Source organism: Pseudomonas solani (assembly GCF_026072635.1).
GTDB lineage: Bacteria > Pseudomonadota > Gammaproteobacteria > Pseudomonadales > Pseudomonadaceae > Metapseudomonas > Metapseudomonas solani.
The window spans coordinates 4,658,730-4,670,442 of the sequence record NZ_AP023081.1; the positions used below are offsets into that span (position 1 = coordinate 4,658,730).

General features: G+C 67.7%; 12 protein-coding genes and 1 pseudogene. 7 read left to right on the forward strand and 6 right to left on the reverse strand.

What is annotated here, in order from left to right; genetic code table 11:
- Positions 1-3 precede the first annotated feature (3 nt).
- From PSm6_RS21230 to PSm6_RS21260, 7 genes and pseudogenes are all read left to right on the forward strand, one after another.
- Positions 4-1,977: a heme lyase CcmF/NrfE family subunit gene (locus PSm6_RS21230; RefSeq protein WP_021220557.1), complete on the forward strand. Its 1,974-nt coding sequence runs from the start codon at positions 4-6 to the stop codon at positions 1,975-1,977.
- Entirely contained in the window at positions 1,974-2,510 is a 537-nt protein-coding gene (locus PSm6_RS21235; RefSeq protein WP_043245771.1) for a DsbE family thiol:disulfide interchange protein, read from the forward strand. The genes PSm6_RS21230 and PSm6_RS21235 overlap by 4 nt, the downstream gene beginning before the upstream one ends.
- A complete protein-coding gene (locus tag PSm6_RS21240) occupies positions 2,507-2,992 on the forward strand; it encodes a cytochrome c-type biogenesis protein (RefSeq protein WP_043245770.1) in 486 nt (161 codons plus the stop codon). The genes PSm6_RS21235 and PSm6_RS21240 overlap by 4 nt, the downstream gene beginning before the upstream one ends.
- A pseudogene (gene ccmI, locus PSm6_RS21245) lies at positions 2,992-4,199 on the forward strand (c-type cytochrome biogenesis protein CcmI). Before PSm6_RS21240 ends, ccmI begins: the two are co-directional and overlap by 1 nt.
- Positions 4,200-4,224: 25 nt before the next feature.
- Positions 4,225-4,629 carry a hypothetical protein gene (locus PSm6_RS21250; RefSeq protein ID WP_043245768.1) on the forward strand — a complete coding sequence of 135 codons (405 nt, stop codon included), beginning with the start codon at positions 4,225-4,227 and terminating at the stop codon, positions 4,627-4,629.
- A gap of 118 nt (positions 4,630-4,747) precedes the next feature.
- Complete coding sequence (locus PSm6_RS21255) at positions 4,748-4,984, forward strand: DUF4124 domain-containing protein (RefSeq protein WP_265168137.1); 237 nt, start codon at positions 4,748-4,750, stop codon at positions 4,982-4,984.
- Entirely contained in the window at positions 4,957-5,307 is a 351-nt protein-coding gene (locus tag PSm6_RS21260; protein ID WP_265168138.1) for a hypothetical protein, read from the forward strand. Before PSm6_RS21255 ends, PSm6_RS21260 begins: the two co-directional genes overlap by 28 nt.
- Before the next feature lie 75 nt (positions 5,308-5,382).
- Here PSm6_RS21260 and PSm6_RS21265 read toward each other — a convergent pair whose 3' ends face one another.
- The 6 genes from PSm6_RS21265 to PSm6_RS21290 form a co-directional block, all read right to left on the reverse strand.
- Positions 5,383-6,381, reverse strand: coding sequence for a sulfate ABC transporter substrate-binding protein (locus tag PSm6_RS21265; protein ID WP_021220551.1), 999 nt, complete (start codon positions 6,379-6,381; stop codon positions 5,383-5,385).
- Positions 6,382-6,468: 87 nt separating this feature from the next.
- On the reverse strand, positions 6,469-7,086 hold the full coding sequence (locus PSm6_RS21270) for an HD domain-containing protein (RefSeq protein ID WP_043245767.1): 618 nt from the start codon (positions 7,084-7,086) through the stop codon (positions 6,469-6,471).
- Positions 7,073-7,915, reverse strand: coding sequence for an ion transporter (locus PSm6_RS21275; protein WP_043245766.1), 843 nt, complete (start codon positions 7,913-7,915; stop codon positions 7,073-7,075). The genes PSm6_RS21270 and PSm6_RS21275 overlap by 14 nt, the downstream gene beginning before the upstream one ends.
- Positions 7,916-7,968: 53 nt before the next feature.
- Positions 7,969-8,889, reverse strand: a complete 921-nt coding sequence (locus PSm6_RS21280) for an urea transporter (RefSeq protein WP_043245765.1) — start codon at positions 8,887-8,889, stop codon at positions 7,969-7,971.
- Positions 8,890-9,011: 122 nt separating this feature from the next.
- Positions 9,012-10,427, reverse strand: coding sequence for a pyruvate kinase (gene pyk / locus PSm6_RS21285; protein WP_021220547.1), 1,416 nt, complete (start codon positions 10,425-10,427; stop codon positions 9,012-9,014).
- Positions 10,424-11,698 (reverse strand): glycerate kinase type-2 family protein, encoded by a 1,275-nt coding sequence (locus tag PSm6_RS21290; RefSeq protein ID WP_043245764.1) that lies wholly within the window; start codon positions 11,696-11,698, stop codon positions 10,424-10,426. The genes pyk and PSm6_RS21290 overlap by 4 nt, the downstream gene beginning before the upstream one ends.
- Positions 11,699-11,713 lie beyond the last annotated feature (15 nt).

Here is an 11,713-nt window from a genome sequence, read left to right on the forward strand (position 1 = left end):
CCCATGATTCCCGAACTCGGCCACCTGGCCCTGATCCTCGCCCTGTGCATGGCCGCCGTGCAGGCGACCCTGCCGCTGATCGGTGCCTGGCGCGGCGACCGCCAATGGATGAGCCTGGCCCAGCCAGCGGCCTGGGGGCAGTTCGCCTTCCTCGCCTTCGCCTTCGGCTGCCTCACCTACGCCTTCATGGTCGACGACTTCTCCGTCTCCTATGTGGCCAGCAACTCCAACAGCGCGCTGCCCTGGTACTACAAGTTCAGCGCCGTATGGGGCGCCCACGAGGGCTCGCTGCTGCTCTGGGCGCTGATCCTCGGCGGCTGGACCTTCGCCGTGTCGGTGTTCTCCCGCCAACTGCCGGAGGTGATGCTGGCCCGCGTGCTCGCGGTGATGGGGATCATCAGCATCGGCTTCCTGTCGTTCCTGATCATCACCTCCAACCCCTTCAATCGCCTGCTGCCGAACATGCCGGCCGACGGCAACGACCTCAACCCGCTGCTGCAGGACTTCGGCCTGATCGTCCACCCGCCGATGCTCTACATGGGCTACGTGGGCTTCTCGGTGGCCTTCGCCTTCGCCATCGCCGCGCTGCTGGGCGGTCGCCTCGACGCTGCTTGGGCACGCTGGTCGCGCCCGTGGACCATCGTCGCCTGGGCCTTCCTCACCGTCGGCATCGTGCTGGGCTCCTGGTGGGCCTACTACGAACTCGGCTGGGGCGGCTGGTGGTTCTGGGACCCGGTGGAAAACGCCTCCTTCATGCCCTGGCTGGTGGGCACCGCGCTGATCCACTCCCTGGCGGTGACCGAGAAGCGCGGCGTGTTCAAGAGCTGGACGGTGCTGCTGGCCATCGCCGCCTTCTCCCTCAGCCTGCTGGGCACCTTCCTGGTCCGCTCCGGCGTGCTCACTTCGGTGCATGCCTTCGCGTCGGACCCGGAGCGTGGGGTGTTCATCCTGATCTTCCTGCTGATGGTGGTGGGCGGTTCGCTGACCCTGTTCGCCGTCCGCGCGCCGGTGGTCAAGAGCCAGGTGGGCTTCGCCCTCTGGTCCCGCGAGACCTTGCTGCTGGTGAACAACCTGGTGCTGGTGGTGGCCGCCTCGATGATCCTCCTCGGCACCCTCTACCCGCTGGTGCTGGACGCGATCTCCGGCGCCAAGCTGTCGGTGGGGCCGCCGTACTTCAATGCCCTGTTCGTGCCGCTGATGGCGCTGCTGATGCTGGTGATGGCCGTGGGCGTGCTGGTGCGCTGGAAGGACACCCCGCTGAAGTGGCTGTTGGGCATGCTCGGCCCGGTGCTGCTCGCCAGCCTGGTGCTCGGCGTGGTGGCTGCGTACGTCTACGGCGACTTCCACTGGGCGGTGCTGGCGGTGTGCTGCCTGTCCGCCTGGGTGGTGCTGGCCGGTGTGCGTGACCTGCTCGACAAGACCCGTCACAAGGGCTTGCTCAAGGGCTCCCGCAGCCTGACCCGCAGCTACTGGGGCATGCAGCTTGCCCACCTCGGCATCGCCGTGTGTGCACTGGGTGTGGTGCTTTCCAGCCAGTACAGTGCCGAGCGCGACCTGCGCCTGGAGCCGGGCGAGTCCATGGAGCTGGCCGGCTACCGCTTCGTGTTCGAGGGCGCTGCCCACCACGAAGGCCCCAACTTCACCTCCGACAAGGGCACCGTGCGCGTGCTCGACGGTGACCGCGAGATCGCCGTGCTGCACCCGGAGAAGCGCCTGTACACCGTGCAGCAATCGATGATGACCGAGGCCGGCATCGATGCCGGCCTCACCCGCGACCTCTACGTGGCCCTGGGCGAGCCCCTGGGCGATGGCGCCTGGGCCGTGCGCGTGCACGTCAAACCCTTCGTCCGCTGGATCTGGTTCGGTGGCCTGCTGATGGGCCTCGGCGGGGTGCTGGCGGCGTTCGACCCGCGTTACCGGGTCAAGGTGAAGACCCGCGTGCGTGATGCGCTGGGCATGGCTGGAGCACAAGCATGAAGCGCCTGATCCTGTTGCTGCCCCTGGCGATCTTCCTGGGTGTGGCGGTGTTCCTCTACCGCGGGCTGTTCCTCGACCCCGCCGAGCTGCCCTCGGCGCTGATCGACAAGCCGTTCCCGGCGTTCTCCCTGCAGTCCGTGGACGGTTCGCGCAGCCTCACCGAGGCCGACCTCAAGGGCAAGCCGGCGCTGGTCAACGTCTGGGGCACCTGGTGCATCTCCTGCCGGGTCGAGCACCCGGTGCTGAACAAGCTGTCGCAGATGGGCGTGGTGATCCACGGCGTCAACTACAAGGACGACAACGCCGCTGCGCTGAAATGGCTGAAGGAGTTCCATAACCCCTACCAGCTGGACATCCGCGACGAGAAGGGCAGCCTCGGGCTGGACCTGGGCGTCTATGGCGCCCCCGAGACCTTCCTGATCGACAAGAACGGCATCATCCGCCACAAGTTCGTCGGCGTGATCGACGAGGTCGTCTGGCGCGAGCAACTGGCGCCGCTGTACCAGGCCCTGGTCGACGAGGCCGGTCAATGAAGCGCCTGATCGCCGCCCTGGCCCTCGGCCTCGCCCTCACCGGCGTGGCCCGCGCGGCCATCGACACCTACGAGTTCAAGGACGAGGCCGAGCGCGAGCGCTTCCGTGTGCTCACCGAAGAACTGCGTTGCCCCAAGTGCCAGAACCAGAACATCGCTGACTCCAACGCCCCCATTGCCACCGACCTGCGTCGCGAGATCTTCCGCATGCTGGAAGAGGGCAAGGGCGACGACGAGATCGTCGACTTCCTGGTGGCCCGCTATGGCGACTTCGTGCGCTACAAGCCGCCGGTCAACGGCCGCACCCTGCTGCTCTGGTATGGCCCGGCGGGCCTGCTGGTGGGTGGCCTGCTGGTGCTCGGGGTGATCGTGCTGCGTCGCCGTCGCGTGGAGAACGCGCCGGGTGATGCACTGCTTACCAGCGATGAGCGCGCCCGTCTGGATGCGCTGCTCAATCAAGAGACTCAGGACAAGAACCACTGATGATCGATTTCTGGCTCGCCGCCGGCCTGCTTCTGCTGGTCGCGCTCGCATTCCTGCTGATCCCCGTGCTGCGTGGCCGCAAGGCCCAGGCCGAAGAGGACCGCACCGCACTCAACGTCGCCCTGTACCAGGAGCGCCTGGCCGAACTCCAGGGCCAGCGCGCCGCCGGCACCCTGACCGAAGCACAACTCGAAGCGGGCCGCGCCGAAGCCGCCCGTGAGCTGCTGGCCGACACCGAAGGCGCCGACCTGGGTCGCACCTCGCGCCTGGGCAAGGCCTTGCCGCTGGCCGCCGCACTGGCGGTGCCGCTGCTGGGCATCGGCTTGTACCTGCACTGGGGCGCCAGCGACAAGGTGGAGCTGGCCCGCGAAATGCGCGAGCAGCCGCAGACCATCGAAGAGATGACCACGCGCCTGGAGAAGGTCGTCAAGGCCCAGCCGGATTCCGCCGAGGGCTGGTACTTCCTCGGCCGCACCTACATGGCCCAGCAGCGCGTCGCCGATGCCGCGAAGGCCTATGAGCGTGCCGTGGAGATCGCCGGCCGCCAGCCCGAGCTGCTGGGGCAATGGGCGCAGGCACTGTATTTCGCCAGCGACAAGCGCTTCACCCCGAGGTGCAGGCACTGACCGAGGAGGCCCTGAAGGCCGACGCCAACGAAGTCACCAGCCTTGGCCTGCTGGGCATCGCCGGTTTCGAGGATGGCCGCTTCACCGACGCCATCGGCTACTGGGAGCGCCTGATCGCCGTGCTGCCGCAGGACGACCCGTCCCGCGCGGCGCTGCAGGGCGGCATCGACCGGGCCCGCGAGAAGCTCGCCGAGAAGGGTGAAGCCCAGTCCGAGCCGGAGACCTTCACCAAGTCCATGCCGCAGCTGAAGGTCCGTGTGGACCTGGCCGCCTCGCTCAAGGACAAGGTGCAGCCGGACGACGCGGTGTTCATCTTCGCCCGCGCCGCCGAAGGCCCGCCCATGCCGCTGGCGGTGAAACGCCTGACGGTGAAGGAACTGCCGGCCGAGGTGTTGCTCAGTGACGCCGACGCGATGATGCCGCAGCTGAAGATTTCCAACTTCGCGCAGGTGCAACTGGTGGCGCGCATCTCCCGCGAGGGCAATGCCAAGGCGGGCGAATGGATCGGACGCAGCGCGCCGTTGTCTAGTGCTGTACAGGAGCAGCAGCGCCTGACCATCGACAGCCCGGACCAGCCCTGATCCACCGACCGACGAGCATGCAGCCATGAATTCGACCTTTCGACTTTCCCTTGTCTGCCTGCTCCTCGGCCTTGCCGGTTGCTCCCTGCAACCGCCGGCTCCCGATCACGGCGGCAGTGGGGGTACGCCCCAGCAGCTGCCGCCGCCCGGCCAGCAGAACCGCCCGCCGCTGACGCCCTCCCAGCCACTGCCGCCCAAGGTCACGCGGATGAAGTCCCACCCGCGCTACGCACCGCCGCCCGGCGCTGCCTGCTACTGGGATACGGCCCTGGGCGTCTATGTGCTCGAAGGCCAGCAGGACCTCTACTACCGCGAGCGCACCTACTACCGCTGGAACCAGGGCTGGACCTGGTCCAACAGCCCCACGGGCCCCTGGCAGCCGACCGACTCCAGCGGCGTGCCCGCCGGCCTGGGGCGTCGCCATCCCTGAGCCCATGACCGCGCGCCAGACACGCGGTCATGACCATCCGACCACTGTCCTTCCGCCGCATGGACAGCTCCTGGCCCGTTGTGTACTGTGCTGGCGTTCTGCCATTTGGAGCACAAGGATGTTCGCTCGTCTTGCCTTGGTCATCCTGACCCTTCTCGCCACCTCCGCTGCGTTCGCCCAGGTCTACCAGTGGCGCGACGAGCAGGGGAAGGTGCATTTCACCGACACCCCGCCCCCTGAAAGCCGCAATGTCACCGAGCAGAAGCTGCAGGTGAACACCATCCAGGGCTGGACGACTCTGAGGTCCAGCGCACCTCGTCTCGCAAGATGTTCGAGGACGACGAGGAAGAGCTGAACCCCGGCCAGCTGCACCAGAAGGGCATGGTGCAGTGTGCCGCCGCCATCCGCCGCATGCCGTCCTTGATCACCGAGACGCAGAAGATCGGCCGTGAGGCGGTGCGCCAGAAGCGCGCCACCCAGGCGCAGCTGGATGACGCCATGTACAAGATGGACACCGCCTACAAGGAAATGAAACGCAACGAGAAGGCCTGCGCGAGCGACTACGCGAAGGGTGGCACCGCGCGCCTGGCGGTGAACTGCCTGGCCGATACCGACGACGTGATGACCTTCGGCCTGTGCATGAAGTTCGGCGAGTGGGCGAGCACCTTCGGGCAGTGATGCCGATTGCCCCAGCCTGACCCGCAATGAAAAACGGCGACCCGAGGGTCGCCGTTTTCGTGTCTGTCGCCTGCCTTACTGGCCGGTGTAGACCTGGTCGAATACGCCACCGTCGTTGAAGTGGGTCTTCTGCACGTCACGCCAGTTGCCGAAGGTCTTCTCCACGGAGAGGAACTCCACCTTGGGGAAGCGATCAGCGAACTTTGCGAGGATCTCCGGGTTGCGCGGGCGCAGGTAGTTGTTGCCGGCGATGGTCTGGCCTTCGTCGCTCCACAGGTACTTGAGGTACGCCTCGGCGGCCTCGCGGGTGCCTTTCTTGTCCACCACCTTGTCGACCACGGCCACGGGCGGCTCGGCTTCGGCGGAGACGCTCGGGTAGACCACTTCGAAGCCGCCACGGCCGAACTCGCGGGCGATCATCTCGGCTTCGTTCTCGAAGGTCACCAGTACGTCGCCGATCTGGTTCTGGATGAAGGTGGTGGTGGCGGCGCGACCACCGGTGTCCAGGACCGGAGCCTGCTTGAACAACTTGCCGACGAATTCCTTGGCCTTGTTCTCGTCACCGCCGTTCTTCAGCACGTAGCCCCAGGCGGAGAGGTAGGTGTAGCGGCCGTTGCCCGAGGTCTTGGGGTTGGGCACGACGACTTGCACGCCGTCCTTGAGCAGGTCCGGCCAGTCTTTCAGGCCCTTGGGGTTGCCCTTGCGCACGATGAACACGGTGGCGGAGGTGAAGGGTGCACTGTTGTTCGGCAGGCGCTCGGCCCAGTTCTGCGGCACCAGGCCGCCGTTGTCGGCCAGGGCGTTGATGTCGGTGGCCTGGTTCATGGTGATGACGTCGGCGGGCAGCCCGTCGATCACCGCACGGGCCTGCTTGCTGGAGCCGCCGTGGGACATCTGCAGGGTGATGTTCTCGCCTTTCTCCTGCTGCCAGTGCTTCTGGAAGGCGGTGTTGTAGTCCTTGTAGAAGTCGCGCATCACGTCGTAGGAGACGTTGAGCAGGGTGGGGGCGGCCTGGGCCGCGCTGGCCAGTGCCAGGCCCGCTGCCAGCAGCGAAGCGGAGAACAGACGTTTCACGGATCGTTCCTTCTAGGGAGTGAGAGCAAGGGAATATAGCGGTGTGCCATATATTCTTTTAAATACTGAAAACGAATTTGCTTATTCTCAGGCCAATGCTTGCAGCGCGCCAAGCAGATTCGCGCGCGCCGGCTGCTCCCAGCGCTGCGCCAGCGGTCTCTTGTGGTAGAGGCGGGGCATGTCCAGCAACTGCTTCAGCAACTTGCTGCGGGCTGCGCGGAACAGTGGCTCGGGCACCCATTCGTACTCGGCGCGCACGGCCTTTTCATAGGCGTCGTACTGGGCGGGCGGTGCGGCGAGGATCGACAGGTCCAGGTCCACCACCAGCTCGGCATCCCCGGCGCGCGGCGGCTCCATGTGGCGGGTGGCGAGGATCAGCCCCCGCAGCGCTTCGCCATGGTCGCCGAGCCCGGCTTCCAGCAGCCAGATGACCGTCTGCTCGGCGCTGGCGGCTTCGTTGTCCTGGCGCTGTGGGTCGTACACCAGGTCGTGGGTCCAGAGCGCCAGCTCGACCCGGTCGGGGTGGTCGGCCAGGTGGCTCCACTCGTCGAAGTGGCCCAGGCACGCGGCGATGTGGGCGGTGCTGTGGTACTGGCGCTGGGGAGTGCCATAGGCCGCCTGCAGGTGCTCGAAGCTGCCTTCGGGAGCCGGGGCGCCCAGGCGTAGCCAGAGGGCGTCCCAACGTGCCTGATCAAGTTGCTTCATGTTCGCCTCCTCGGGGGAAGAGCGGGTTGCCGCAGCGGCTGCAGAAGCTCGCGGCGGATTCGTGGCTGCGTTTGCGGCAGGTGGGGCATTCCTGGTCCAGCTGCCCTTCCTGGCGCATGGCGTTGGCCAGTTCGGCGCTGAAGATACCCGTGGGCACGGCGATGATCGAGTAGCCGGTGATCATCACCAGGCTGGCCACCGCCTGGCCCAGCGCCGTTTTCGGGGTGATGTCGCCAAAGCCGACGGTGGTCAGGGTGACCACTGCCCAGTAGATGCTGGTGGGGATGCTGGTGAAGCCGTTCTCCGGCCCTTCGATCACGTACATCAGCGCGCCGAAGACCACCACCAGGGTGGAGACGCTGAGCAGGAACACCACGATCTTCTGGCGGCTGCTGCGCAGCGCGCTGACCAGGAAGTTCGCCTGCACCAGGTAATGACGCAGCTTGAAGATGCGGAACACCCGCACCAGGCGCAGGGCGCGGATGATCAGCAGGTACTGGGCGTCCGCGTAGAAGAGCGCGACCACGCCGGGGATGATGGCCATTAGATCCACCAGGCCGAAGAAGCTGAAGGCGTAGCGCAGCGGCTTCGGCGAGCTGTACAGGCGCAGCAGGTACTCCGCCGCGAACAGCCCGGTGATGACCCATTCGAGGCCGGACAGCAATCCGGCATGACGGGTGTGAATGTGCTCGACGCTGTCCAGCAGCACGATCACCAGGCTGGCCAGGATCAGCCAGATGAGCCAGGTGTCGAAGCGCCGCCCGGCCGGGGTATCGGCCTGGAAGATGATGCTGTGCAGGCGCGCGCGCCTGCTGTTTGCCTCGGCCATGGAGTCCTCCTCAGGAGACGAACCTTAGCAGAGCCGAAGCCGCCCGCTGCCCCTCAGTGGCGCAGGCGGGTAGGGCGCGGCCCGGTGCCGTTCTGGCGCAGCAGGCGACCACCGGCGATCACCAGCCAGCAGGCGAGGATGAAGGGCGCCGTCATGGCGGGCAGCTGGAAGGCGGCGAAGCCCGGCTGCAGCAGTACACCGAGGGCGACGCCGATGACGACCACCGGCAGGCTGGCGAGGCGCTTGCCCAGGGTGATGCCGATGAGCACGCCGTTGAGGCTGAACAGTCCGGCCAGCAGGGCGTCGGTTGGCAGCTGCAGCCAGAGGCCGAGGGCCAGCGACAGCGCGCTGCCGAACAGGGCCCAGAGCGCCACCCGCCAGGAGGCCAGCAGCAACCCGAGGAACACGCAAGCCCCGGCCAGCGGGTCGGCGAGGAAGATCACCTGGCCGAAGCCGCGCAGCAGGGCGAGGGCCAGGCCGGCGGCATCGGCGTCGAGAATGGTCGCCGGCGGGGTTGGCAGGGCGGTCAGCTGCAGTCCATGGGCCAGCCACAGCAGCACCCAGCCGAAGCCGACGAAGGGGCTGGTGAAGGCGGGCAGCCACTCGCGTTCCCGGGCGTTGCGCAACAGGCGGTGCAGCAGCAGGGTGGAAAGGCCGGCGCAGCAGATGATCAGCAGCGGCAGGTGCAGCGTCCAGGCGAAGCGCGTGCACAGCAGCATGCCCAGCAGCACGCCGTTGTAGCCATAAAGGCCGGCCTCCACGTCGTCACGCGGGTAGCCTCGGCGCAGGGCGGTGAGCCAGCTGGCGAAGCCGCCGAGCAGTGCACCACCGAGCAGGTCCGGCGCGCCAATGGCGATGGCGCAGAGCAGGAGGATGCCGCAGCCGGGGTGGCGCTGCAGGAAGATCTGGCTGAAACCGTTGAGCTGGGCGCTGGCCCAGGAACGGGCATCACAAGGCAGAGAAAGGTGTCGCATGGCAGTGGCCGGTTGAAAGGGAAAAGGCGCCCGTCCCTGGGGACGTGGCGCCTGCGAGTGGCATTCGACCTGCCGAAGCAGGGCGGCCCGGTGCGTCTATGCGCGCCGTGGCCGCTGGTGGATCAGTCCAGGTGCTCGATGCGCAGCATGTTGGTGGTGCCCGGCTGGCCCAGGGGCACGCCGGCGGTGATCACCAGGGTGTCGCCACTGCGGGCCATGCCCTGGGCGCGGGCGATCTCCAGGGCGGTGCCGGTGACGTCCTCGACCTTGTCCAGGCGCTGGTTGACCACCGAGTAGATGCCCCAGGCGACGGTCAGGCGGCGTGCGGTCTCCAGGCTCGGGGTGAGGCTGAGGATCGGCGCCTTGGGCCGCTCGCGGGAGGCGCGCAGGCTGGAGCTGCCGGACTCGGTGTAGTTCACCAGGGCCGCCACCGGGAGGATGCTGCTGATGCGGCGGATGGCGCAGCTGATGGCATCCGAGGCGGTGGCTTCGGCCTGCGGGCGGCTGACATCGAGCTGGGACTGGAAGTCCGGGCCCTGTTCCACCTGGCGGATGATCTTGCTCATCATCTGCACGGTTTCCAGCGGGTAGTCACCGGAGGCGGTCTCGGCGGAGAGCATCACCGCGTCGGTGCCTTCGGCCACGGCGTTGGCCACGTCCGTCACCTCGGCGCGGGTCGGCGCCGGGGAGAAGCGCATGGACTCCAGCATCTGGGTAGCGACCACCACCGGGCGGCCGAGCTGGCGGCAGGTGCGGATGATGTCCTTCTGGATGCGCGGCACGTTCTCGGCCGGCACTTCGACGCCCAGGTCGCCACGGGCAACCATGATGGCATCGCACAGGCGGGCGATTTCTTCCAGGTGCTGCACGGCCGAGGGTTTCTCGATCTTGGCCATCAGCGCGGCACGGCCCTGGATCAGGCCGCGGGCTTCGACGATGTCTTCAGGGCGCTGGACGAAGGAGAGGGCGACCCAGTCGACGCCCAGTTCCAGGCCGAAGTCGAGGTCGCGGCGGTCCTTGGGCGTCAGCGGGGAAAGCTGCAGCACCGCTTCGGGGACGTTGACGCCCTTGCGGTCGGACAGCTCGCCACCGGCGATCACCTGGGTGTCGATGGCATCGGCGTGCTTGGCGGTCACCTGCAGGCGCAGGCGGCCGTCGTCCAGCAGCAGGTTCATGCCCGGCTGCAGGGCTTCGATGATTTCCGGGTGGGGCAGGTTGACCCGGGTGGCGTCGCCCGGAGTGGCGTCCAGGTCCAGGCGCAGGGCCTGGCCGCGCTCGAGGTGGACCTTGCCTTCGGCGAAACGGCCGACGCGCAGCTTGGGCCCTTGCAGGTCCATGAGGATGCCGATGGGGCGGGACAGCTGGCGTTCGACCTCGCGCACCCACTGGTAGCGCTGGGCGTGGTCGGCGTGCTCGCCGTGGCTGAAGTTGAGGCGGAACAGGTTGACCCCGGCCTCCACCAGTTGGCGGATGTCGTCGACGCCTTTGATGGCAGGGCCGAGGGTGGCGAGGATTTTGACTTTCTTGTCGGCGGTCATTGTGCGGGGCTCTCGAGAATCAGGATGGCGCGGAAGTCGTTGACGTTGGTGCGGGTCGGCTCGGTGACGATCAGGCTGTCCAGGGCGGCGAAGTAGCCGTAGCCGTTATTGTTGTCGAGCTCGTCGCTGGCGGACAGGCCGAGTTCGGCGGCGCGGGCATGGCTGGCCGGGGTCATGATGGCGCCGGCGTTGTCTTCCGAGCCGTCGATGCCGTCGGTGTCGCCGGCCAGGGCGTAGACGCCGGGCAGGCCCTTGAGGGTGTTGGTCAGGCTCAGCAGGAATTCGGCGTTGCGCCCGCCGCGGCCGTTGCCGCGTACGGTGACGGTGGTCTCGCCGCCGGAGAGGATCACGCAGGGCGGCTTGATCGGCTGGCCGTGGAGGACGATCTGCCGGGCGATGCCGGCATGGACCTTGGCCACCTCGCGGGATTCGCCCTCCAGGTCGCCGAGGATGATCGGCGTGAGGCCGGCGGCGCGGACCTTCTCGGCGGCGGCATCGAGGGACTGCTGGGGCGTGGCGATCAGCTGGAAGTGGCTGCGCGAGAGCACCGGGTCACCGGGTTTCACGGTCTCGGAGCGCGGGTCCAGCAGCCAGGCGCGGACGTTGGCCGGCACCTCGATCTGGTAGCGGGCGAGAATCGCCAGGGCTTCGGCCGAGGTGGTCGGGTCGGCGACGGTGGGGCCGGAGGCGATCACCGTGGCTTCGTCGCCGGGCACATCGGAGATGGCGTAGGTGTAGACGCTGGCCGGCCAGCAGGCCTTGGCCAGGCGGCCGCCCTTGATCGCCGAGAGGTGCTTGCGCACGCAGTTCATCTCGGAGATGGAGGCGCCGGATTTCAGCAGGGCCTTGTTGATCGCCTGCTTGTCCTTGAGGTTGATGCCTTCGGCGGGCAGCGCCAGCAGCGAGGAGCCGCCGCCGGAGAGGAGGAAGATCACCCGGTCGCTCTCGGACAGCCCGCTGACCAGCTTGAGCACGCGCTGTGCGGTTTCCAGCCCGGCGGCATCCGGCACCGGGTGTGCGGCTTCGACCACTTCGATGCGGCGGCAGTTGGCGCCGTGCCCGTAGCGGGTCACCACCAGGCCGGAGATCTCGCCCTGCCATTCCTGTTCGATCACTTCGGCCATGGCGGCCGCAGCCTTGCCGGCACCGATGACGATGACGCGGCCGCTGCGGTCGGCGGGCAGGTGGTCGGCCAGCACCTGGCGGGGGTGGGCGGCGTCGATGGCGGTGGCGAAGAGGTCGCGCAGCAGGCTTTGCGGATCGAAGGACATGACAGACTCCGGAGG